Source organism: Mannheimia indoligenes (genome assembly GCF_036880405.1).
Classification (GTDB): Bacteria; Pseudomonadota; Gammaproteobacteria; order Enterobacterales; family Pasteurellaceae; genus Mannheimia; species Mannheimia indoligenes.
In genome coordinates, this window is the sequence record NZ_JBAJJM010000006.1 from 46,975 (window position 1) to 71,622 (window position 24,648).

The window sequence follows — 24,648 nt, forward strand, 5'->3', positions numbered from 1 at the left end:
CGCTTGATTTAATTTTCAACAGTTTGTGCTGTCTTTTTCGAATAACGAGCTTTGGGGTTGACTGCAAGCGGTGTAATTTTCGCTAAATTTTGCAAAATTTGACGATTTGGGCTTTGTAACAAATGGGGTAGTTGTTGATTTAGCTCAAACATAAATTGCTGATAACTTGTCTCTTTTTTACTGATTTGGTTAAGCTGCATTTCCCAATGGGCGGTCATATCCGGTTGTGTAGCGGAATCGGGTAATGCGTGAATCAGCGTTCTGCCTGCCTCGGTGCTGTGAATATTTTTACCTTTGCGGATTAAAAATCCACGCTTAAAAAGTAATTCGATAATACCGGCACGAGTGGCTTCTGTGCCTAAGCCGTCTGTTTCTCTTAGCACTTTTTTCAATTCTTTATCTTGTACAAAACGGGCAATGCCAGTCATCGCAGAAAGTAAACTACGATCAGTAAAATGGCGTGGCGGTTGTGTTTTTTTGCTCATAATCTCGCCATTTTCACAGTGTAAAAGCTGTCCTTTTTTTACAATAGGCAATAATGGTTCTGCATCATCGAAATTATCTTCTTTACCAAGCAAGGCTTTCCAACCTGCAACAGCTAAATTGCGAGCTTGAGCGGTAAATTTCCCTCCCGCAATTTCAAGATCAATTTTGCTTTTGCGATATTCTGCATCAGGACAAAATTGCATTAAATACTGGCGGGCAATAAGCTGATAAATCCGTTTTTCATTTTCCGTTAAATGTACAGTACCTTGCCTAGAGGTTGGGATTATCGCGTGGTGTGCTTCGACCTCTTTATCATTCCAGCAACGATTACGGCGATTAGGATCAACAACCTCCGGTTTTTCTTGATATTCAGGCAGGTGATGGGCTATAGCTGCCATTACTTTAAACCGATCATTAAAATGCTCTGTCGGTAAATAGCGATTATCTGAACGAGGGTAAGTAATCAGCTTGTGTGTTTCATAGAGTTTCTGACAAATATCAAGTACAGCTTGAGCAGAAAGCCCATATTTCCCTGCCGCCTCCATTTGTAATACAGAAAGCGAGTAGGGAAGTGGGGCTGTTTCCTTTTCGATTTTGTCTTGATAGTCAATAACTTTGGAAGGTTGGTTGATAATCCGTTTTACTACATTTTCCGCAAGCGGACTAGATAACACTCGCCCATCTTCGTCTTGATAATCTTCGCACGCTTTGCTCGGTTGCCATTGAGCTTTGAATTTTTCTTGTGTTTCCGGCACGACAATATGAGCGAAAACTTCAAAATAATCTTTTGGAATAAAGTTTTCGATCTCCAGATCACGGCGGACGATTAAACCCAACACAGGGGTTTGCACTCGACCAACAGATAATACGCCCTTGTAGCCAGCCCAACGCCCTTGTAGTGTATAAGCTCTTGTCATATTAATGCCGTAAAGCCAATCCGCTCTGGCACGAGCAAGAGCAGAGGTTGCAAGCGGTATAAAATCACTATTTTTTTGCAATTTTTCAATCGCACGGCTTACCGCAGTTGGATTGAGGTCGCTGACTAAACAACGTTGAATTTGGCTTTTACGTTCAGGTGGTAAATTGAGATAACCAAAAACTTCATCTACCAAAAGTTGCCCTTCACGATCCGGGTCGCCTGCATTCACTAAAATATCGGCTTTCTTGATGAGCCTTTCGACGATTTTAAATTGCTTTAGCGTTTCTTTTTTGGGAATGAGTTTCCATTGTTCAGGCACAATCGGCAAGTGTTCCATTCGCCACATTTTAAAGCGTTCGTCATAGGCGTCAGGTTCGGCTTGTTCTAATAGATGACCAATACACCACGTTACGGTATCGTGTTCTCCGCATTGAATAAAGCCGTCGCCTCTTGTATGTGGTTTTGGCAACACATCAGCAATGGCTCTGGCAAGACTGGGTTTTTCGGCTACAAATAAACGCATAATAGTAAAACTTTCAAGAAATTTAACCGCTTGTTGTGCTTACAAGCGGTTAAAAAAAGGTGTTGTTTTGCAATTAATTTAAACCTTGTTCAGATAAAATCATCTGACACTGAACAGGTGGTGTGGGTAATACTTTTGTAGTTGGCGTGCCTGTATCCGGTTTAGGCTCAAACCAAGAGTAAAGCTCTTCGCCACAGCCATCGCCTGCTGGAACAGGAGCTTGATTTTCACAACTTGCGGCATCAGCAGGGCAGGTTAAGCGAATGTGGAAATGCGAGTCGTGTCCATACCAAGGGCGGATTTTACGCAACCAGCCACGATCACTTCCTGCTGTTTGGCAAAGTTTTACTTTAATCGCAGGGTTTACGAAAATACGATCTACTCGGCTGTCTGAAGCTGCCAATTTAATTAAATGGGTATGGTGCTGATTCCATAAATTGTCATCAACTCGCTGTGTATTGCGATTAACCATAATAGTGGCTAGCCCGGCTGGATTTTTGGCGGTTTCATCATCCATAGGTCCAAACCTTAACCAAATATCGGCATCCAACCCTGTTTGGTGAGATGCGTGTCCTGATGAAAAACGTCCGCCCGCAGGCATTCCCATATCGCCAATTAAAATAGTCGGGATTCCTGTTGCTTTCGTTTTTTTCCCTAAGTTGGTGAGATAATCGAGCAACTGTGGATGTCCGTAATAGCGGTTTCTTGCAGAACGGATTACTTGGTAGCCCTCGCCTTTTAAAGCTAATGGCTCTGCTCCAATAATGCAACCATTGCTGTATCCACCGATAGATTGAGCTTTACCTTGCACCGGGGTTTTGATTTTTTCCCATTGGGTTGCATTGGCTGTGGTAGCAACGATTGCTAGGCTTGATATAAAGACTGTTTTAAGTAAATTCATCGTTTTTCCGAGTTTATATAAGTGATTCAAGCGGTTAAATTTGGGGATTTTTTTGCAAAAAAGAGCAAGAAATCAACCGCTTGAGCTTAGTTTAGCGGCATTGAGCCTTAAATCTAAGTAAATGATCTAACAAGACGATTGCCATCATAGCCTCTGCAATCGGTACAGCACGAATGCCTACACAAGGATCGTGTCTGCCTTTAGTAACGACTTCAACAGGCTCATTATTTTTATTCACGCTTTTACCCGGAATAGTAATGCTTGATGTGGGCTTGAGTGCAATGTTTGCAATAATCGGCTGACCAGAGCTGATCCCGCCTAAAATACCACCTGCGTGGTTAGATAAAAAACCTTCAGGGGTCATTTCATCACGATGCTCACTACCACGTTGTTCCACCACTGCAAAACCATCGCCAATTTCGACCGCTTTCACCGCGTTAATAGACATTAAGGCGTGGGCGAGATTGGCATCTAAGCGGTCAAACACCGGCTCACCTAAGCCAACAGGTACATTTTCTGCAATTACAGTTAGTTTTGCACCAATGGAATCGCCCTCTTTTTTCAACTCACGAATTAAGGTGTCAAAGCCTTCAATCGCCACAGGATCAGGGCAGAAGAACGGATTACTATTGACAGCTTGCCAATCAATCTGTTCAATATTCTCAACTGTTTTAGGGTTAATTTTTACATTACCAATTTGTGATAAATAGCCACGTACTTCAATGCCGAATTGCTCACGCAAATATTTTTTGGCAATAGCACCTGCGGCAACACGCATTGCGGTTTCACGAGCAGATGAACGACCACCACCACGATAATCACGAATGCCGTATTTTTGTTGATAGGTATAATCTGCGTGTCCCGGTCTGAATTTTTCGGCAATATCGCCGTAATCTTGCGAGCGTTGATCGCCATTTTTAATGATTAAACCAATGCTCGTGCCGGTTGTTTTTCCTTCAAACACACCCGATAAAATTTGTACTTCGTCATCTTCTCGGCGAGGGGTGGTGTAGCGTGAAGTACCGGGTTTACGGCGGTCTAAATCAGGCTGTAAATCAGCTTCACTTAATTCCATATTTGGTGGTACACCATCTACGATACAGCCTAATGCAATACCGTGTGATTCGCCAAAAGTGGTTACTTTAAATAATTGTCCGATGCTGTTGCCTGCCATTTTTAGTCCTTTTCTTTTGTTGTTATGTTATTAGGTAGTTCAAAATCAAAGCGTTTTGAACCTACTTTAATTTCATCTTGTGTATCGTTATTTTTGATATAAACATCTAATTGGTTAAATGCAATATCAATATTATGCTCATTAAAGACCTGATGAATACGCGTATTGAGTGCATCAATAGTTGGGTTACGATCAGATAAATCATTCACATAAGCCCTTAATTCGTGATCCAATGTGCTTGCCCCAAATGTAAGGAAATAAGCTCTTGGTTGTGGATCTTTCAGCACTTTCGGATTTTCTTCGGCTACTTGTAGTAACAAGCGTTTAACTAACTCTACATCAGATCCGTAAGCAACACCAACTTGAACAATAATACGGGTTGCGGTGCTGCTTAATGCCCAGTTTACCAAACGTTCGGTTACGAAAGCTTTGTTTGGTACGATAACTTCTTTACCATCAAAATCAACTAATGTGGTGGCTCGAATACGAATTTTTGAGACTGTGCCACTATATGTGCCGATTGTAATAGTATCGCCAATACGCATTGGGCGTTCAAATAAGATGATAATACCTGAAACGAAGTTTGCAAAGATTTCTTGCATACCAAAACCCAGACCGACGGAAAGTGCGGTGAGTAACCATTGGAGCTTACTCCAAGATACTCCTAATGTACCGAAGGCAAATATTGCTCCTAACGCAATAATTAAATAGGTTAAGAGCGTGGTAATTGTATAGGGTGTACCTTGCGATAACTTGAAGTGAGAGAAAATAAGGGCTTCGAGTAAGCCGCCTAAGTTTCTGATCAACACCACCATCACCACAATAATGAGAATAGCAGTAAGCAAATTCAGCAGCGTGATAGATTCCATCACAATGCCGGCTTCTGTAGTTACACTTTGCTGCCACAAGGTTACGCCATCTAAGTAGAGAGCAACGGTAATTAAATCTGACCACACCCAGTAGAGAAGTACGAATAAACCAATCCAAAGTACGAAATCAGTTAATTTCAACATTTGGTTTTTCACTTCGCTTACAGCAATAGAATCCTCTTTTAACTCAAACGGAATTTCCACACCATCCGGGTTTTCATTATTTTGTTCCGCCTTTGCACGAGCTTTAGCTTCAGCCGCTTCTCTTTTTTCTTGTAGACGTCTGTAAGCAAGACGACGTGCGGAAATAGAAAATGCACGGTAGAGAACATTGCGGACGATAATCCAAGTAATAATTGCAAAATAGGAGGCAATTAAATGCTCAATAATCACTAATGCTGTGTAGTAATAACCCAGTACAATAAGAATAATCAGAACAACCGGAGCAATGAGCAAGACTAATTTCACAATCGTCAGAAGAATACTTTTCGATTCTTTGGTTTCTTGATGCGTTACATTTTCATAAGTAGAAATAGCTTGCCTGAAGGCTGGGGCAATCATCCAGATCATTAAAATTAAGACGAGGATTGTCATTGTTTGCCCAAGCACATCGTAAGAAACACCCGTTTCTAATTTTGTAAAAATAGAGGTATTAAGCAATAACGCAATTAACCAAACTGAGCGTCTTAAAATATTTCGGAAAATTTCATTACTTTTTTGCGGCATATTAAAATGGATATGCCCAATACCGTGAGGGCGTAACATCGCCACTAAGAAAGCAAAGTAAAGCCAATAAGTCGCCATTTTTAATCCCCAAGCCCAGACTTCTTGTGGATTTTCTAATGAAATATAAGTAACGGCGATAAACCCTGCTAAGAAAATAAATGTACTTGGTAAGCAAAGCACTACAGTCCAAAAAATAGCAAGTGGTGTATTCCATTGGCTATCAGTTGCAACAATCTTTAATCGGTTATTAATATGGTGCAGCTTTTGCTTAATGTTATCTTTTTGGCGGTTAATAAAGGTTGCAAGTAATAATAAAATAGTAACTAAAACACCTGCCGGCACAATATTATCACGCCAATTTGAGAAGTTGAGTTTTTTACCGATATCAAGAATTTGATAGTGAACGACATCAATAAATTTACTAAACCACTCTAAGTCCATCGGGCTATTACTTTTTACCCAGAAACTTTGTTGTTGCAGTTTTTGTTGTAACGTATCACTAATGGTTTGAACCTGTTGTTGGTTCAATTCAATATTAATCAATAAATTAAGCTGATTGTTTAACGACTTAATCATTTCAGACAAAGTTGTTGAACGCTCTTGCAAAATCGTGGTTAGTTGTTGTTTTTCTTGAGCTGTAAATGTGGTTTTACCATCTTGTTCCAATTTACTAATATAGGCATTGATATTAGAGAAAGAATCTTTAAACTCGGTAATATCAAAAACACGCACCCGCAAATCGGTAATTTGTTTAGAAATGCCCGAAATCATTTCATCTTGCGGTAATGATTGTTTTTGTTTATTGATAATACGAGAAAGCACCAATGTGCCTTGTAATGAACTAATTTGCTCTTCAATATTACGTTGGGTTTGTTGAAGGTTATCAAGCACACTTTTAATACGCAAATTATCTTGTGATAATTGCGTCATATCTTTCGTTTGTTTTAGTAATTCTTGTGTAACTTTTGTGTTTATATCCAATTCGCGCAAAATAATAGGGTTAGCTGTTGCATTATTTTGCTGATTTTGAACCGCTTGTGCTTGCTCTAATTTATTTTTAGACTCTTCTACAATCTGATTGTTGATTGCTGTTTGTAAATTAGCAATTTCAGCTTGTAGATTTTGCTGTTCTTGCTTTTTTTCCTCTAGTTGAGAAGAGTAAACCGCAGCTAAGCTATCACTTCCATTTAGTAATGCTTGGTTATAGGTGTTTTTTAATTCAATGAGTTCCAGCTCAGCTTCTAACTTAGCTTGAAGTTCGCTTTGAATATTGGCAGTCGAAAGCTGGGTATTAATTTCCTGCCTACGTTTTACCATCTCAGTTAATGCAGTTTGAGCTTTGTCAGGAGCAGTATTTTGAGCGACCAAATTATTATTGATTAGGCTTAAATCGTGCTGTACCGTTTCAAGTTTAGCCTGTGATGCAGTGAGTTCTTTTTGTAAATCAGTGGTTGATTTTTGCGTTAAAGTTTCTACGCTCGGTACGACAACCGCTTTCAATTTTTCAAGATTGTTTTGACTGGCAGTTAAGGCTTTTTGAGATTCTTGAATAGATTTACTCAATGCTTCATTGTCCGCTTTTTGTTTCTCAATTTGGGAGAGAAGCGACAAGGTATCCTCAAGTGTTTGAACTAAGGCTTTATTGTTTGCATCAGCTTGATCTAATTTTTTAGCATTATCAAGTTGGCTTTGAACTGCTTTTTGGAGCGGAATTTCAGCTAAGGCAGAGCTATTCGTGGCGAATATCAGCCCCAAACTGAGAAAAACGGTTTTTAACATCGGTTTAAGCATAGATTTCCTTTATTTTTTTATTCTGTATATCTTGTTGTAATTGTTTACGTGAAATTTTGATTGCCCCTTGCATTTGGTATTGTTCAATATCCAGCAAGTAATAAGCAACAGGCTGTTTAAATTTCTCTAACTTATCAGACAACCAAATTTTTAATTTATTAACCTCTTGTTCTAAATTAGGCTGTTTGAATTGTACAATTGCAATCGGACGTTGCCCGAATTCATTATCATCAATCGGCAGAACAAACACTTGTTCCACAAGATTAGATCGAAAAATGATCTGTTCGATCTCTTCAGGTTGAATATTCTCTCCACCCGAAATGAACATATTATCTAATCGCCCTTTTATTACAAGTTGTTTTTTGCTGTTCCATTCGCCCCTGTCTTTGGTGGCAAACCAGCCCTGTTCATTTACAAGCGGTCGAATTTTACTATTTTTTTTACAATGGCTTTTTTGCCAATAACCTAAAGCCAGTGGCTTACCTCTTACCCAAACTTCGCTGTTTTCCAGTTTGACTTCTCGGTATTTTAAAGGGAACCCCACATTATCCAGCTCATTTTCTACGGCACAAATGGTAGATGCCATTTCTGTCATACCATAACCGGAAAAGGTAGTAATGCCTTTCTGTTGGGCTTGAGCCACAAGTTCTGATGGAATAGCTGTGCCACCTAATAAACATTTTTGACTTACCGGATAGTCTAATTGAGCTAGATAGCGTTGTAATTGTGTTGGCACAAGCGAGGCGTGGCTGACTTGTTTAAGCAAAGTAAAAAAGGCATCTTTGCTTTCATTCACATAAAGCGTTGCTCCTTTGAGTAGCCAACGCCATACAATGCCTTGCCCTGAAACGTGGAACAATGGTAAGCTCAATAGCCAAGAATGTGTTTTTTCAAATTCCATCAATTCACTCACGCCTTCGGCACTATATAAATGAGCAGAAATTGAATGCACCACCGCTTTAGGCATACCTGTTGAACCAGACGTTAAGGTGAGAGTAGCAGGTTGTTCAAAATCAAGGTGAGGTAACGGGCTACAAGCGGTCATTTTTGCTGGAAAATTTGCAAATGTGTCATCGGTAATAAAAACATCAACGCTTGTTTTCTCTAAGATAGCTTGCTGTTGTGGTTGAGTTTGTGCCGGGTTAAGCATTAAAATTTTTGCTCCTAGAGCAAGCGTGGCACAATAAGTCAGTAATCCGCAAAAACGATTAACACCACAGTAAGCAACTAAGCATTCAGTAGTAACATTTTGAGTTTTTAAAATAGAACAAACTTGTTGAAGCAAATATTGAAATTCCGCCCAACTCAGTTGAGCCGGAAGGTGGGGGAAATAATCGTTTTTTCCCTTTTCCCTAACAACGGCAATATCTTGGGCTGTGTTTTCAGCCCAAAATTGAGTAGGAAATAGAGAAGAGTGAAGCACCATTGCTTATATGAAAGGCTTTATACAAAAAGGGCTTGAATACGCTCAATCAGTTTGGTCGGCACTTGCATAGATTCCATTACGCCTTTTAAAATAAGCCCTTTGCGAGCCGTATTATTATTGGTAATCACCCAAAAAGGCGAATCAGGAATTTGTTTGGCTTTCACACCACTGCCTGTTGCTAAAATTTCTTCTTCACTTTGAGAGAAATAGATGCGTTCATTACCACGCACATTTTCGGTTGCTTTGGCAAAAGCGGTAGGATTAGAGCGATATAATGCGGCTAATAACATAATAAAACGCACAACATTTTTATTTTCGTTCACAAAATGTTCTGATTTTAAAATATCTTCCAATTTAGCGACGGTTTTCTCTGCATTTGAATCATCTTTTTTGCTTGTTGCACGAGAAGGTGTTTTAACCAGTTCTTTTAACTCGTTGATCATATGCTCTTGAACTAACACAAAAGGCTGAGGCGATTGCGGTAATCTTAGTAAACGACGCAAGATATCTGATGCCGTTTCACCAATAGATTGTGTACGACTGGCAATATATTGATATAATTCATCATCAATTTCGATTCTTTTCATCGGGATCCTCATTCTTTTTAAACATAAAATAGCATTAATTATGTATGCTATTATACGCATTTCTTTGCGTTTTTATAGAGGATCTTGCTTGAAAATTTATGCTAAAAAAGACAGTTATATGACACAAAAATCAGGTTTAAATTTTCTTTATCAACCGCCTACAAATAAACCAAACGCCCAAACGATGGTGTTTTTACACGGGTTATTTGGTGATATGAATAACTTAGGTGTTATTGCCAAATCGTTTGCAGAAGATTACGCTGTGCTAAGAGTGGACCTCAGAAATCACGGAGGATCTTTTCATTCCTCTGAAATGGATTATGCTTTGATTGCTCAAGATTTAAAAGCGTTATTAATTGCACAAAATATCCAAAATGCAATTATTGTAGGGCATTCAATGGGGGGTAAGAGTGCGATGGCATTAGCTAATCTTGCTCCGGAATTGGTTGATAAATTAATTGTGATTGATATTGCCCCTGTAACCTATACGCAAAACCGCCATAAACAGATTATTGAAGGCTTATTTGCGGTAAAAGCGGCAAAGCCTCAAACTCGGCAACTAGCAAAACTGATAATGGCAGAGCATATTCCAGATGAAGGTGTTCAGCAATTTATGCTGAAATCCTTTGATGCTCAAAGCGAACAATCCTTCCGATTTAATTTAACGGCACTACATCAAAATTACCAAAATTTAATGGATTGGAATGGCGTGTTTGTGGATAAACCAACGCTTTTTATTAAAGGAGCGTTGTCGGATTATATTCAGGCAGAGCATACGGAAACCATATTGAAACAATTTCCGCAAGCGAAATCCTTTATTGTGGCAAATGCCGATCACTGGGTTCACGCTGAAAAACCGGAAGCCGTTGTACGAGCAATTAATAAATTTTTAGGGAAATAAAAAATGCAAAGAGATACTTTATTTTCAGCACCTATTGAAAAATTGGGTGATTTTACCTTTGATGAATCGGTTGCGGAAGTTTTCCCCGATATGATCCAACGTTCTGTGCCGGGTTATTCCAATATTATTACTGCAATTGGTATGTTAGCGGAACGCTTTGTAACAGATAATTCAACAGTTTATGATTTAGGCTGCTCAAGAGGGGCAGGAATTTTATCTATTCGCCGAAATATAAAAGCACAAGATGTAAAAATTATAGGGGTGGATAACTCACAACCGATGGTTGAACGTTGCAAAACGCATTTAAATGCTTACCAGTCTGATATTCCTGTTGAGATTTTACTTGATGATATTCGCCAAGTTGAAATCAAGAATGCCTCAATGGTAGTGTTAAACTTCACGCTACAATTTCTACCGAGAGAAGATCGTCTCACGTTATTACAAAAAATCTATCAAGGATTAAATCCGAAGGGGATTCTGGTGTTATCCGAAAAATTTACTTTTGAAAGTGATGTGATGAATGAGTTATTGATCGATCTTCACCATACTTTCAAACGAGCAAACGGCTACAGTGAATTAGAAGTAAGCCAAAAGCGTAATGCGTTGGAAAATGTGATGCGAACAGACAGTATTGACACCCATAAAAAACGTTTAAAAGAAGCTGGCTTTGAACAAATAGAACTGTGGTTTCAATGTTTTAATTTCGGCTCAATGATTGCAATTAAATCTTAACAAGCGGTAACAAAAAGCATCCTTTTTAAGGATTGTGAATAATTTTTAATTATTTTTTGCAAATTTTTGATAAATAACAACCGCTTGTACTTCATTTTTTTCTTTATAACAAAAGTTAGGTAGAATCGGTTATAATGTACCCTTACTTAATTTGAGGAAAAGAGAATGGCAACAATAAAAGATGTCGCTAAGCAGGCTGGGGTCTCAACCACAACGGTTTCACACGTTATTAATAAAACCCGTTTTGTGGCAGAAGACACCACTAAAGCTGTTTGGGAGGCAATTAAAACATTAAATTATTCTCCTAGTGCGGTGGCTCGTAGCTTAAAAATTAATACCACTAAATCTATTGGTATGATCATCACAACCAGTGAATCGCCATTTTTTGCAGAAATTGTGTTGGCAGTAGAGGAATTTTGCTACAGTAAAGGCTATTCGCTATTTTTATGTAACACCCAGAATAAACCGGAAAAAATCGAAAACCACTTAGATATGCTAATTAAAAAACGAGTGGACGGAATTTTAGTAATGTGTTCTGAATATACCGATAATTCCTTCGATATTTTTGAAACGACTAATATACCAAAGGTTATTATGGATTGGGGAATGAGTGATTCTCGAGCTGATATGATTTTAGATCACGGTTTTGATGGCGGTTATTTAGCTACCCAATATTTAATTGAAAGTGGACATAAAGAGATTGCGGTGATTACAGGTAATCTGGATAAAGAAATTGCACGAACTCGCTTCGAGGGGGTAAAAAAAGCATTATCCGATGCGGGTTTACCTCTGCGAGTTGAATGGATTCAAGAAGGCGACTTCGAGCCGGAAGGCGGCTATGAGTGTATGAATAATCTCCTTAAAAATAAAGAATTACCGACAGCGGTATTTTGCTTTAACGATGTGATGGCATTGGGGGCAATTTCAGCTATTACCGAAAAAGGGTTAAATGTACCGCAAGATATTTCTGTGATCGGGTATGATAATGTGCATAGCTCTCGCTTTTATGCACCACCGCTAACTACAGTACATCAATCAAAATCACGTTTAGGAGCAGCTGCTTTAGAACTATTACTAGAGCGTATAGAGAATAATGAAAAAGCAAAAGAACCTAAAGTTTTAGAGTTCTTCCCTGAATTAGTAAAACGCAAATCAGTAAGAAATTTAACAATTAAGGAGTAATATGGAAACGTTAATTGAGTTTTTTAGTAGCTATGGATACTGGGCGGTATTTCTGGTTTTACTTGCGTGTGGTTTTGGTTTACCGATCCCGGAAGATATAACTTTAGTTTCAGGAGGGGTAATTTCAGGGTTAGGTTATACCAATGTGCATTGGATGCTTGTTGTCAGTATGCTAGGCGTACTTATTGGCGATAGTACGATGTATTGGTTAGGCAGAATCTATGGCGAAAAAATTCTACAATTTCCGTTTATTCGAAAGATTGCTACGCCCGAGCGGTTTGCTATGGTGCAAGAACGTTTTGAAACACAGGGTCTGAAATTACTGTTTATGGCTCGCTTTTTACCGGGTTTACGAGCAGTCGTTTATCTAGTATCAGGAATTACGAGAAAAGTCAGCTTTGGAAAGTTCTTACTCGTTGATTTCTTTGCCGCAATTATTTCTGTTCCAATTTGGGTCTATTTAGGTGATTATGGTGCATCTAACTTAGATTGGTTAAAAGAGCAAGTTAGTAATGGGCAACACGCTATTTTTGCCATTCTTGGTATTGTTATTTTGTTCTTCGGCTGGCAATGGTATAGAAAGAAAAAGGCAAAATCAGCAAAATAAACACAGACTAAAACGGCAAAAGGCTATCAAATTTGATAGCCTTTTGTTTTGGAATTAATGGTGCGACTAGCTGGACTCGAACCAGTGACCCCCACCATGTCAAGGTGGTGCTCTAACCAACTGAGCTATAGTCGCATTGATGGGATGCATTCTATTGGAAAAAATAGTGCTATGCAATATGCTTTTTCTTGAATGCTTTTATTTTAAACGCTTTTGCGTGAAAATTTGTTTATCTTCCCAGCGGAGCATTGTTAAATGGCTTCCCCACGCACAGCCTGTATCTAAAGCGTGAATGTTTGGATAAAAGCATTTCCCCATTAAACTTGCCCAATGTCCAAAAATAATTTCTTGCTTTTTATAGAGTGGGTTATCTAATTCAAACCAAGCTACAAGTTCTTTAGGAGCTTCTTCAACTGGTAATTTACATTCAAAATCTAACCGCTTGTCAGTGTAGCAAAAACGCATACGAGTAAATACATTGATGATATAACGCCAGCGTTCAATGCCTTGTAATTCATCAGACCAACGTTGAGGATTATTTTCATACATTTGGGCGATATAATTGGCGTATTGTGAACTTTGCAGCAAAGTTTCGGCTTCTTTAGCACAATTTAATGTGGTTGCTAAATCCCATTCCGGGCTAATACCAGCGTGAACGAGCAGAAATTTATGGGTTGGATGATAGATTGCAAGCGGTTGATTTCTCAGCCAATTTTGCAATTCAAGGCGATCTTCTGCTTGAAAAATAGGATCGACTTTATCGTTCGGCTTTACTCGTTTTATACCGAGTAACGTAGCAAGTAAATGTAAATCGTGATTGCCTAAAACAGTTTTAGCATTGTTGGCAGGATCTTTTACAAAACGAAGGCAAACGAGAGAATCTTCGCCACGGGCAACTAAATCGCCCGTTAAAAAAAGTTCGTCTTGCTTAGGGTCATAATTCACTTTTTCTAATAAAAGTTGGAATTCGTTAAAGCAGCCGTGTAAGTCGCCAACGATATAGGTTGCCATTAGTGATTTCCCCAAAATAGGGTAAGGGCTAATTGCTATTAGCCCTTACAAGTTTAGATGATATTCCCTACAATCGAACGTGTTTCTAAGCGAACTTCGGTGAGTTTCACTTTAACCTCTTGCCCGATTTGATAGGCTTTTTCGCCTTTGATGTAAATTGCCAGTTCTTCTTGGCGGTATTCCATTTCATCTTTATTGTCGTGTAACGTTGAGAATGGAACAAAAATTTGAGCCCCATTTTGAATGACTTTGGCACGTAAGCCACCACGAGAAACATCTGCAATTTCACACTCAAATTCGACCGCTTGTTCTACCATTGGGAACAAGTAGCGGGCGTAGAGCCAATCGGCAATATCACGTTCCACCAAGCGATTTTGGCGACGGGCTTCTTGCAAACGAGTGAGTACGCTTTCTTCCACAGCTGAGGCTTGTCTGCCTAATAACACTTGTTTGATTAAGCGATGGTTTACCATATCGCCATATTTACGGATTGGTGATGTCCAAGTGGCATAGTGGCTGATACCTAAGCCAAAATGTGGAGCAACCTCAGATTTAAATTCTGCAAAAGTGAGATAGCGGCGTAAGCGAAGTTCTAAGAATTTTTCCGGGAAATCTTGAATATCACGCTGCATTTCACAATAGCCTTCTAGTGTTGCTAAACATTCTGCTGAGTAGCGTTCCGCTAGTTCATCACGATTTTCATCTGTCGCTAAGGTTTGAAGCAAAAATGATTTTACCAATTCATAGTTTTTCGGATCAAAACCTGAGTGAGTGTTAAATACACCTGTTTGTGCGTTCTGGCTTAAGAATTTGGCACAACTGATATTGGCGATAATCATTGATTCTTCAATCATCTGATTTGCAATGCGACGATATTCAATGTGAATGTCTTTCACCGAGCCATCTTCATTTAATTCAAAGGTATAATCGCCTTGCTCTTTGAATAAAAGGGCATTTTTGGCACGCCATTGAATACGGGCTTGCGTAAATTGATGTAATAAGTCGATTTGTTGTTTGGTTTCTTCTGACTCTGGTTGCCACGCATTTGTTGCACCTTCAAGGTAGTCAGATACATTGTCATAAGCCAGCCTGTCTTTTGACTCAATCCAAGCAGAGGTAAAGGTTGCATCTTTAGTGAAGTTGCCTTCCAAATCCGTTTCAATAAAAGAAACTAATGCCGGGCGTTTTTCATTTGGCACAAGCGAACAGAGATCATCAGATAACTCACGCGGTAACATTGGAATATTAAAGCCCGGTAAATAGTTTGTGAAACAGCGTTGGCGAGCCGCTTTCTCGATGTTAGAATTTTCAGGGATATAAGCAGTTGGATCAGCAATCGCTACGACTAAACGCCAGCCAGTTTGAACATCATTTTCTTTGATTGGCTCAATGTATAATGCATCGTCCATATCTTGTGTGCTTGGGCTATCGATCGTGGTGAAGTAAAGATGAGTTAAATCTTCACGGGCTAATTCATCGTGCAATTCGTAGCTTTTTTCATTGGCAACAGGTTCACGAGGCTGCTCGTGGCGTGCGAGTGTTACCCACCAAGGGGCAAAATTATCGCCCTCTTTACAAATAAATTGAGTTACTTGGGCAAAGAAAAAACGGTCATCACGCAAAGGGTGTGTTTTAAGTTGTGCAACAACCCAATCGCCATTTTCTAATTTTTCGGTTACTTTTTTGTGTGTATTCGCAGGGATATTTTGCTTGATGCTTGGGTGATCGACTGCTAATTGCAATTTTCCTTCTTTATTTAAACGCACTTGAGCAATAAATCTGTCAAGCATAGGTTCAAGCAGGGAGTCAATTTCTACTTGTTCTTTATCGCCATCACGTTTTACCACCGCTTTGACTAAATCGCCGTGCATTATTTTTTTCATTTCCATCGGTGGAATGAAATAGCTTTTTTTATCGCATTCTAAAAAACCAAATGCTTTATCAGAGGCTTTAACTGTGCCTTCTACATATTCTTTGCTTGCTTCAATTTGTTGTTTGAGTTGAGCTAAAAGAGGATTGTCTTGAAACATATTTTGAATTCTTTTATAAATAAACAAGCCCTCTTTCAAGAAAATTCCGGAAAGAGGGACAAGCGGTTACATTTTTTTAATTTTTTGCAAATTATTCTTCTTCGCCTAATTCGCCCATTGCCATTACACTGAAGCCTGCATCAACGTGTAATACTTCGCCTGTTACACCTGATGATAAATCTGAGCATAAGAACGCAGCTGAATTACCCACATCATCGATAGTAACGGTACGGCGTAAAGCGGCAGTTTTCTCAAATGCAGCAAGCATTTTCTTGAAGTTTTTGATACCTGATGCCGCTAATGTGCGGATCGGACCTGCTGAAATTGCATTTACACGAATGCCATCTTTACCTAAATCCGCTGCCATTACACGAGTTGCCGCTTCTAATGATGCTTTTGCCAAACACATTACGTTGTAGTTCGGAATTGCACGCTCTGCACCTAAGTAGGTTAAAGTTAATAATGCAGCGTTTTCATTTAAGAATGGGCGTGCAGCTTGAGCCATTGCCACAAAGCTGTATGCACTGATGTCGTGAGCAATGCGGTAGCCTTCACGGGTGGCAGCGTTTACATAATCACCGTCTAATTGGTCGCCCGGGGCGAATGCGATTGCGTGAACGAAACCGTCAAATTTTTCCCAATGTTTGCTTAATTCAGTGAAGCATTCTGTGATGCTTTCATCGGTTGCTACATCTAATGGAAGTACGATGTCTGAACCAAATTCTTTGGCAAACTCTTCAACACGTGGTTTTAATTTATCGTTTAAGTAGGTGAAAGCTAATTCCGCACCTTGTTGCTTCATTGCATTTGCAATACCGTAAGCGATTGAACGGTTACTTGCTAAACCTGTTACTAAAATGCGTTTGCCAGTTAAGATACCCATAAAAATTCCTCTATTTGTATTAATCGGGGTCAAAATTGTGTCGATTATAGCGGATATAGTGAATGTGGGCAAATGGAGTTAATGGCTCATCGGATCAGAAATCCCTTCTTGACTGATTATCTAAGAAGGGATTTTGAGAGAAATTATGCAGTAGTTTGAGCAATAATATTTTGCTGTGGTTTAATTGCACCGGCTAGTTCGGCTAACTCTTCCATACGATTAATATGAATATATTTGCCTTGTACGGAAATCATACCGCTTTTCTGGAAACGTCCAAGTAAACGGCTAATAGTTTCAATGGTAAGCCCTAAATAGTTGCCGATATCGCCACGTGTCATCGTTAGGCGGAACTCTTTTGCTGAAAAACCACGAGCGGAATAACGTTGGGAAAGGTTATATAAGAAAGCGGCTAATTTTTCTTCTGCATTCATTTTAGAGAGTAACAAAATCATTTCTTGATCGCTTTTAATTTCATTACTCATTAAACGCATAATTTGGTGGCGGATTTTAGGCATTTTGCCTGCAAGATCATCTAAGATATCAAAAGGGATTTCACAAATCATCGAGGTTTCTAATGCTTGTGCATAACCTTCGTGTTGCATATTAGTAATAGCATCAAAACCGATTAAATCGCCGGGTAGATGAAAACCTGTAATCTGCTCTTCACCGCTTTCGCTCAATGTATAGGCTTTTAATGTACCGGAACGAATGGCATAAAGTGAACGAAGCTCATCGCCGGATTTAAAAATCACTTGTGATTTTTGAACCGGTTTTTTCCGCTCAATAATATTATCGAGTTGTGTTAGCTCATTTTCATTGAGTGTAAAAGGCAAGCAGAGCTGGCTAATGCTACAATTCTGACAATGAATTGTGCAAGCGTGGCGACCACTAATTTTCGATTCTGATACAATTTTCATTCTATTCAACCCTAGAAGCTTAGAAAAACATTTCTAAATTTGATTTAGAACAAAGTTTACCATTAAATTTTAATGAAGCAAAGTAGAGGCGAAAAAATTAATACTTCAAAAGGAGTAGGAATGAGTAGAAAAAATAGCGACAAATTTCTATTTTTGCGATCTACTTCAAGTTTTTATGTTTCAGAGTGTGTTAGTATGCCCTAAACCATTAAGATAAGTCTAAATAAGGAGATTATTATGTATAAACATATTTTAGTGGCAGTTGATCTTTCAGAAGAAAGTTTGGTGCTAGTGCGTAAAGGTGCAGGATTAGCGGCAAAATGTGGAGCTAAACTTTCACTTATTCACGTTGATGTCAATTTCTCTGACTTATATACAGGATTAATTGATATTAATATGTCTTCGGTGCAAGATAGTGCGGCTGCAGAAACCAATACAGCTTTGGCAGAATTAGCAGCGAAGGTAGATTATCCGGTTTCTGATTGTTTAAATGGTACAGGTGATTTCAGTCAGGTACTGGAAGAAGCAGTGGATAAACATAATGTTGATTTATTGATTACAGGGCATCATCAAGACTTTTGGAGTAAATTTATGTCTTCAACTCGTCAAGTAATGAATAATATTACAATTGATATGCTTGTTGTGCCACTATCAGAAGAGTAGTTGCAAATTTTTAAAGAAAATGAACCGCTTGAGGCGAAAACTGCTCTACAAGCGGTTATTTTTTAGCAAAAATTTGCAAAATATTTTTACTATCTAACAAATAAGCCGAACTAAACTAACAAAATGGCATAAAAAATGTGTAAAATAGAAGGTAGATCAAAGTTTAACTTCTATTTTCAAAAGAGTATTTTTAATGAAAACAACTTCAGAAATCAGACAATCGTTTTTAGAGTTTTTCCAAACAAAAGGGCATACCATTGTTCCAAGCAGTTCACTTGTGCCTGAAAATGACCCGACATTACTATTTACAAATGCGGGTATGAACCAATTCAAAGATGTTTTTCTCGGTTTAGAAAAACGCCCTTACACTCGTGCAACCACCGCTCAACGTTGTGTGCGTGCCGGTGGTAAACATAATGACCTAGAAAATGTAGGTTACACCGCTCGCCACCATACTTTCTTTGAAATGATGGGAAATTTCAGCTTTGGCGATTATTTCAAACAAGATGCGATTAAATTTGGTTGGGAATATTTAACATCTCCACAATGGCTAGGTTTACCAAAAGAAAAATTATACGTTACCGTTTATGAAACCGATGATGAAGCCTATGAGATTTGGAATAAAGAAGTAGGTGTTCCAACAGATCATATTATTCGTATTGGTGATAATAAAGGTGCTCCTTATGCGTCAGACAACTTCTGGGCGATGGGTGATACCGGTCCGTGCGGTCCTTGTACGGAAATTTTCTACGATCACGGACCAGATCATTGGGGCGGCTTACCAGGTTCACCTGAAGAAGACGGCGACCGTTATATTGAGGTTTGGAATATCGTATTTATGCAATTCAACCGCTTAGCAGACGGTACAATGGAAAAACTACCAAAACCGTCTGTGGATACCGGTATGGGCTTAGAACGTATGACGGCTGTGATGCAACACGTCAATTCTAACTACGAAACCGATATTTTCCAAACGCTTATTAAAGAAACCGCAAATCTGTTAGATGTACAAGATTTAGATAATAAATCACTGCGTGTTATTGCTGATCATATCCGTGCTTGTTCATACTTAGTTGCTGATGGTGTTGTACCATCTAATGAAGGTCGCGGTTATGTGTTGCGTCGCATTATTCGTCGTGCAGTTCGACACGGGAACTTACTCGGTGCGAAATCAGCATTTTTCTATCAATTAGTGCCGACATTGGCAAAAGTGATGGGAGCAGCCGGCGAAGTTGTTGCACAAAAGCAAGCCCATATTCAAAAAACATTAAAAGCAGAAGAAGAGCAGTTTGCTCGCACATTGGAGCGTGGCTTAAATTTATTAGAAGAAGCCTTAGCGAAAGTGGAAAACAACACACTTTCCGGCGATGTGGCATTTAAACTTTACGATACCTACGGTTTCCCTCTTGACTTAACCGCTGATGTTTGTCGTGAGAGAAACATCGTGATTGATGAGAAAGGCTTTGAGGCAGAAATGACCGCACAGCGTGAGCGAGCGAAAGCCAGCAGTAATTTCGGTGTAGATTACAATAATGTGATTAAAGTAGAAGGGCAAACCAAGTTTTTAGGTTATGAGCAAACTGCTTATAACGCAAAAGTAGTGGGTTTATTCTGCAATGGTGTTGCGGTTGAAAAAATCGAATCAGGTGATAATGCGGTTGTGATTTTAGACCAAACGCCATTTTATGCTGAATCAGGTGGTCAAGTAGGCGACACAGGTGAAATTAGCTCGCCATTAGGTTTATTCCAAGTGAATGATACCCAAAAATACGGTCAAGTTTGGGGGCATATTGGGCAACTTAACGGCGGAGTATTAGCAGTTGGTGATGTGGTTTCTGCATTGGTAAATGTAGAGCGTCGTCAGGAAATCACATCAAACCACAGTGCAACACATTTACTGCACGCAGCACTTCGTCAAGTATTAGGCGACCACGTTGCACAAAAAGGCTCTTTAGTGTCTGAAGATAGCTTGCGTTTTGACTTCTCTCAACCAGAAGCAATTGCAAAAGCTGATTTAGAAGAAATTGAGCGTATTGTTAATGCGAAGATCCGTGAAAATATCCAAGTTCAAATTGAAACGATGGGTATTGAACAAGCAAAAGAAAAAGGGGCAATGGCACTATTTGGCGAGAAATACGGTGATGTAGTTCGCGTGGTTGAAATGGGACCATTCTCAATTGAGTTGTGTGGTGGTATTCACGTCAGACAAACTGGTGATATCGGCTTATTTAAATTTGTATCTGAAGGGGCAGTCGCAGCCGGTATTCGTCGTGTAGAAGCAGTAACAGGTGAAAAAGCGATTGCATTATTACATAGCCAACAACAAGTGCTAAATCAAATTGCGGAACTTCTGAAAGCAGATCAAGCTTCAATTGTGGAGAAAATTCAGCAATTACAAGATAAAGCGAAAAAAGCAGAGAAAGAGCTACAAAGCCTGAAAGAAAAGCAAGCTGCACAAGCGGGTGGAGAGTTAGCAAAATCGGCAAAACAGATTAATGGTGTGAATGTCATCATTGAAAAACTGGATGATGTGGATAGTAAAGCACTCCGCACAATGGTGGATGATCTGAAAAATCAACTTGGTTCCGGAATAATTGCCTTTGCTACTGAAACTGAAGGTAAGGTAAGCCTTATTGTAGGTGTAACTAAAGATTTAACAGCAAAAGTAAATGCAGGTGAATTAGTTGGTGTAATGGCAGCCGCAGTTGGTGGAAAAGGTGGCGGTCGTCCGGATATGGCAATGGCTGGTGGTTCTGAACCACAAAATATTCCACAAGCATTGAGTCTTGCTCAAGAATGGATTGTTCAAAGAATTTAATAAAATAATAACAAGGCGGGATAAACTCGCCTTCAAAAATTTACTCTATAAAAAAGAGTTTTTAACCCAGTAGGAGACAATTATGCTTATTCTAACTCGTAAGATTGGGGAGGTTTTACTCGTAGGAGACAATGTTGAGATCACGGTACTCAACATTCGAGGAAACCAAGTGAAATTAGGTGTGAATGCACCAAAAGAAATCTCAGTTCACCGTCAAGAGATCTATGAAAGGATTAAAGCCTCAGCAGAAGAGGATAAATTCTGATTATTTATTAACCTCACAAGGAACATACTATGGGAAAACTCACTTGTTTTAAAGCGTATGATATTCGCGGTCAATTAGGCACTGAATTGAATACGGATATTGCATATCGTATCGGACGTGCTTTTGGGCAATATCTAAAGCCAAAATCAATCGTAGTAGGTGGAGATGTTCGTTTAACCAGTAACGAACTAAAAAGTGCAGTTACAAACGGATTATTGGATTCAGGCGTTGATGTTATCGACTTAGGTTTAACCGGTACAGAAGAGGTTTATTTTGCTACCTCTTTCTTGAAAACCGATGGTGGTATTCAAGTAACGGCAAGTCATAATCCGATGGATTATAACGGTATGAAATTAGTGCGTGAAGGTTCTCGCCCGATTAGTGCCGATACAGGCTTAGCCGATATTCAACGTTTAGCAGAGGAGAATAATTTCCCAGCCGTTGAAAAACGTGGTAAATACACACAAAAATCAGTACAAGGTGAGTATGTTGAGCATTTACTTTCTTACATTGATTTAAGCAAGCTGACACCGAAAAAATTAGTCATTAATTCAGGTAATGGAGCTGCAGGGCAAATCATCGATGCGATTGAAGCACAATTTAAAGCTCAACAAGTGCCGGTTGAATTTATTAAAGTTCATAATAATCCGGATGGCAATTTCCCAAATGGTATTCCTAACCCAATTCTGCACGAAAACCGTGAAGATTCTATTAAAGCCGTTTTAGACAACAACGCCGATATTGGTATTGCCTTTGACGGTGATTTTGACCGCTGTTTCTTCTTTGATGAAAAGGGCGGCTTTATTGAAGGTTATTATGTGGTAGGTTTACTATCGCAAGCCTTCTTAGCTAAAAATAAAGGGGCGAAGATTATCTACGATCCTCGCTTGATTTGGAATACAGAAGAACTTGTTCGTGAAGCAGGCGGTGAGCCGGTAATGTCTAAATCAGGGCATTCATTCATTAAAGAGAAAATGCGTGAAGTAGATGCGATTTATGGTGGTGAAATGTCAGCACATCACTACTTCCGTGATTTCTTCTATTGTGATAGTGGTATGATCCCTTGGCTACTAACGCTAGAGTTATTATGTACTACCGGCAAATCACTCAGTGAGTTAGTTGGCGAGCGTTTAGATAAATTCCCATCGCCGGGCGAAATTAACAGTAAATTAACTAATGCACAAGCCTCAATTGCTCGCGTAAAAGAAGCCTACAAAGACGGAAAGCTAGAAACTTTAGACGGCATTAGCGTTGAATTTGACAACTGGCGTTTTAACTTACGCAGTTCTAATACTGAACCAGTAGTTCGCTTAAATTTAGAGACGCGTGGTGATAAAGTCTTAATGCAACAAAAAACCGATGAAATTTTAGCCTTATTACGCCAATAATGCTTAAAGTTTTGTAAAAAAATGAAAAAATATGACCGCTTGCGATATACTACAAACGGTCTATTTTCAATAAAACTTCACATATCATAAGGATTTCAAATGAAAGTGATTATCCCCGTTGCAGGTCTTGGTACTCGTATGTTACCTGCAACAAAAGCTATCCCAAAAGAGATGCTTGTTCTTGCAGATAAGCCTTTAATTCAATACATTGTTAATGAATGTGTAGCAGCAGGTTTCAAAGAAATTGTGCTGGTAACACATTCTTCAAAAAATGCTATCGAAAACCACTTTGATACTTCTTTTGAGCTTGAAACGATGCTTGAAAAGCGCGTTAAACGTCAATTATTAGATGAAGTTCGTTCTATTATTCCAAAAGATGTGCGTTTGATTCACGTCCGTCAAGGTCAAGCAAAAGGCTTAGGACACGCGGTTTTATGTGGCAGAGCAGTAGTGGGTAATGAGCCATTTGCGGTAGTATTACCTGACGTATTATTAGGTGAATTCACAGCAGACCAAAATACAGAAAACCTAGCCGCGATGGTTAAACGCTTTAAGGAAACCGGTTATAGCCAAATTATGGTTGCACCTGTACCGATGGAAAATGTGAGCAGCTACGGTGTGGCTGATTGTAATGGGGTTGATATCCCGTTAGGTGGTTCAGCTGCGATTGCAAAAATGGTAGAAAAGCCGAGCGTAGAAGAAGCTCCTTCTAATCTTGCCGTTGTTGGGCGTTATGTATTCTCAGCAAATATTTGGGAATTACTGGAGAAAACCCCAGTAGGTGTGGGTGATGAAATTCAGCTTACTGATGCGATTGATATGCTTATTCACCAAGAAACGGTTGAAGCTTTCAATATGACAGGTCGCTCGTTTGACTGTGGTGATAAAGTCGGTTATATGAAGGCTTTCGTTGAATACAGCTTAAACCACGATAAATGCGGAAAAGAATTTAAGGCATTTATTAAAGACTTAGCGAAATCACTGTAACTAACTAAACGTTGTAATGAAAATGGGCACATATTTAATGTGCCCGTTTACTTAAATAATAATTCCTGTTCTAAATCTTCAATCGCTTGGATACATTTCTTTTTGCGGTATTCTGTTTCTATAATTTGATTTTGCAGCTCTTGCTTTAATATCTCATTTTCCTGATTATAATTTTTCTCCATTAACCAACTCATCTTTTCATTTAATGCCCTTAATGCCTTACGATATTCTTGCAAACGTTTATTCGGTGAAAGAGCGTGAATATTCGACGGAAATTGAAAGGAAGAATGAAACTGTGCTACTTTTTTTTGCTGATGAGTGTTTTTAATTGCACTATTAAGAGCATCAAATTGCTTAATCAGTTTTTCGGCGTAAAATTCACTATATGAAACATCTTCCTGAGCGAGTAGTTGCTCTGCTGTTTTTTCAATCTCGGCAACAAAGAATTTTACTAAACCAGATTGTTTGGAAAAATAAGTTGAATTAAGTGTAATTTTTTGCTCAGAAAGAGGATGCAGTGTAGCTAAATTTTGTTTTATCTGGGTAAGAAAAAAGTGTTTATGCATATTTATTAGCTTGTAATAGAAATTTAGGCAATGAATTCATTTTATATAAATTTATGCTAGAAGCAAAATGTTCATCTGCAAGCGATTTATATTTCTCAAATACAGAATGTTTTTGAGTAAAAATCAATCTAAGTTTAAATAAAATTTCAAAAATGTGATCTACATCACAAAATAAATGAACTTTTTCAAAATGTTGCAACACTTGATTTTGACTGGATAAAAATCTTTATTTTTCAAGTGGTTATGTGATGCAACCAAAATCAATTCAAATGAGCAAATTTCTCCAAATGAAACTA

20 protein-coding genes and 1 tRNA gene are annotated in these 24,648 nt (G+C 38.8%); 9 read left to right on the plus strand and 12 right to left on the minus strand.

Translation table 11 applies throughout. The features are described 5' to 3' along the window. Positions 1-8: 8 nt before the first annotated feature. The 6 genes from V6W77_RS04415 to seqA form a co-directional block, all read right to left on the minus strand. Positions 9-1,928, minus strand: a complete 1,920-nt coding sequence (locus V6W77_RS04415; protein ID WP_334253903.1) for a DNA topoisomerase III — start codon at positions 1,926-1,928, stop codon at positions 9-11. Between the two features lie 73 nt (positions 1,929-2,001). Beyond that, positions 2,002-2,829, minus strand: coding sequence for a penicillin-insensitive murein endopeptidase (mepA, locus tag V6W77_RS04420; RefSeq protein WP_334253904.1), 828 nt, complete (start codon positions 2,827-2,829; stop codon positions 2,002-2,004). 91 nt (positions 2,830-2,920) lie between these two features. After that, positions 2,921-4,003, minus strand: coding sequence for a chorismate synthase (gene aroC, locus V6W77_RS04425; protein WP_334253905.1), 1,083 nt, complete (start codon positions 4,001-4,003; stop codon positions 2,921-2,923). Positions 4,004-4,005: 2 nt separating this feature from the next. After that, the gene (mscK, locus tag V6W77_RS04430; RefSeq protein ID WP_283385942.1) at positions 4,006-7,389 is read right to left on the minus strand and encodes a mechanosensitive channel MscK; all 3,384 of its coding nucleotides are present in this window, start codon (positions 7,387-7,389) and stop codon (positions 4,006-4,008) included. Next, entirely contained in the window at positions 7,382-8,815 is a 1,434-nt protein-coding gene (menE, locus tag V6W77_RS04435; RefSeq protein ID WP_334253906.1) for an o-succinylbenzoate--CoA ligase, read from the minus strand. Before menE ends, mscK begins: the two co-directional genes overlap by 8 nt. 17 nt (positions 8,816-8,832) lie before the next feature. Further along, positions 8,833-9,402, minus strand: coding sequence for a replication initiation negative regulator SeqA (seqA, locus tag V6W77_RS04440; RefSeq protein ID WP_283385940.1), 570 nt, complete (start codon positions 9,400-9,402; stop codon positions 8,833-8,835). A 118-nt stretch (positions 9,403-9,520) separates the two neighbouring features. Between seqA and V6W77_RS04445 the strand changes: the two genes are divergently transcribed. From V6W77_RS04445 to V6W77_RS04460, 4 genes are all read left to right on the plus strand, one after another. Continuing rightward, positions 9,521-10,303 carry an alpha/beta fold hydrolase gene (locus V6W77_RS04445; protein WP_334253907.1) on the plus strand — a complete coding sequence of 261 codons (783 nt, stop codon included), beginning with the start codon at positions 9,521-9,523 and terminating at the stop codon, positions 10,301-10,303. Positions 10,304-10,306: 3 nt separating this feature from the next. Next, complete coding sequence (gene cmoA, locus V6W77_RS04450; RefSeq protein WP_334253908.1) at positions 10,307-11,035, plus strand: carboxy-S-adenosyl-L-methionine synthase CmoA; 729 nt, start codon at positions 10,307-10,309, stop codon at positions 11,033-11,035. A gap of 165 nt (positions 11,036-11,200) precedes the next feature. Next, positions 11,201-12,217, plus strand: a complete 1,017-nt coding sequence (gene purR / locus V6W77_RS04455; RefSeq protein WP_334253909.1) for an HTH-type transcriptional repressor PurR — start codon at positions 11,201-11,203, stop codon at positions 12,215-12,217. Between the two features lies 1 nt (position 12,218). Beyond that, positions 12,219-12,824 carry a DedA family protein gene (locus V6W77_RS04460; protein ID WP_334253910.1) on the plus strand — a complete coding sequence of 202 codons (606 nt, stop codon included), beginning with the start codon at positions 12,219-12,221 and terminating at the stop codon, positions 12,822-12,824. A 58-nt stretch (positions 12,825-12,882) separates the two neighbouring features. Here the strand turns inward: V6W77_RS04460 and V6W77_RS04465 are convergent. The 5 genes from V6W77_RS04465 to V6W77_RS04485 form a co-directional block, all read right to left on the minus strand. Then, positions 12,883-12,959: transfer RNA gene (locus V6W77_RS04465), tRNA-Val, on the minus strand. Between the two features lie 63 nt (positions 12,960-13,022). Further along, the gene (gene apaH / locus V6W77_RS04470) at positions 13,023-13,835 is read right to left on the minus strand and encodes a bis(5'-nucleosyl)-tetraphosphatase (symmetrical) ApaH (protein ID WP_334253911.1); all 813 of its coding nucleotides are present in this window, start codon (positions 13,833-13,835) and stop codon (positions 13,023-13,025) included. A gap of 53 nt (positions 13,836-13,888) precedes the next feature. Continuing rightward, positions 13,889-15,865: an exoribonuclease II gene (locus V6W77_RS04475; protein WP_334253912.1), complete on the minus strand. Its 1,977-nt coding sequence runs from the start codon at positions 15,863-15,865 to the stop codon at positions 13,889-13,891. Between the two features lie 91 nt (positions 15,866-15,956). Beyond that, entirely contained in the window at positions 15,957-16,748 is a 792-nt protein-coding gene (locus tag V6W77_RS04480; protein ID WP_025235913.1) for an enoyl-ACP reductase FabI, read from the minus strand. A gap of 143 nt (positions 16,749-16,891) precedes the next feature. After that, positions 16,892-17,665 (minus strand): FNR family transcription factor, encoded by a 774-nt coding sequence (locus tag V6W77_RS04485; RefSeq protein WP_025235914.1) that lies wholly within the window; start codon positions 17,663-17,665, stop codon positions 16,892-16,894. A 237-nt stretch (positions 17,666-17,902) separates the two neighbouring features. On the opposite strand from V6W77_RS04485, the gene V6W77_RS04490 reads away from it, so the two are divergent. From V6W77_RS04490 to galU, 5 genes are all read left to right on the plus strand, one after another. Beyond that, positions 17,903-18,328 (plus strand): universal stress protein, encoded by a 426-nt coding sequence (locus V6W77_RS04490; RefSeq protein WP_038643938.1) that lies wholly within the window; start codon positions 17,903-17,905, stop codon positions 18,326-18,328. A gap of 193 nt (positions 18,329-18,521) precedes the next feature. Then, complete coding sequence (alaS, locus tag V6W77_RS04495; protein WP_334253913.1) at positions 18,522-21,146, plus strand: alanine--tRNA ligase; 2,625 nt, start codon at positions 18,522-18,524, stop codon at positions 21,144-21,146. 82 nt (positions 21,147-21,228) lie between these two features. Next, positions 21,229-21,411: a carbon storage regulator CsrA gene (gene csrA, locus V6W77_RS04500; protein ID WP_025235917.1), complete on the plus strand. Its 183-nt coding sequence runs from the start codon at positions 21,229-21,231 to the stop codon at positions 21,409-21,411. Between the two features lie 29 nt (positions 21,412-21,440). After that, positions 21,441-22,799, plus strand: coding sequence for a phosphohexomutase domain-containing protein (locus V6W77_RS04505; RefSeq protein WP_334253914.1), 1,359 nt, complete (start codon positions 21,441-21,443; stop codon positions 22,797-22,799). 99 nt (positions 22,800-22,898) lie between these two features. Further along, entirely contained in the window at positions 22,899-23,786 is an 888-nt protein-coding gene (galU, locus tag V6W77_RS04510) for a UTP--glucose-1-phosphate uridylyltransferase GalU (RefSeq protein ID WP_283385932.1), read from the plus strand. Positions 23,787-23,833: 47 nt separating this feature from the next. Here galU and priC read toward each other — a convergent pair whose 3' ends face one another. Continuing rightward, a complete protein-coding gene (gene priC, locus V6W77_RS04515) occupies positions 23,834-24,352 on the minus strand; it encodes a primosomal replication protein PriC (protein ID WP_334253915.1) in 519 nt (172 codons plus the stop codon). Positions 24,353-24,648 lie beyond the last annotated feature (296 nt).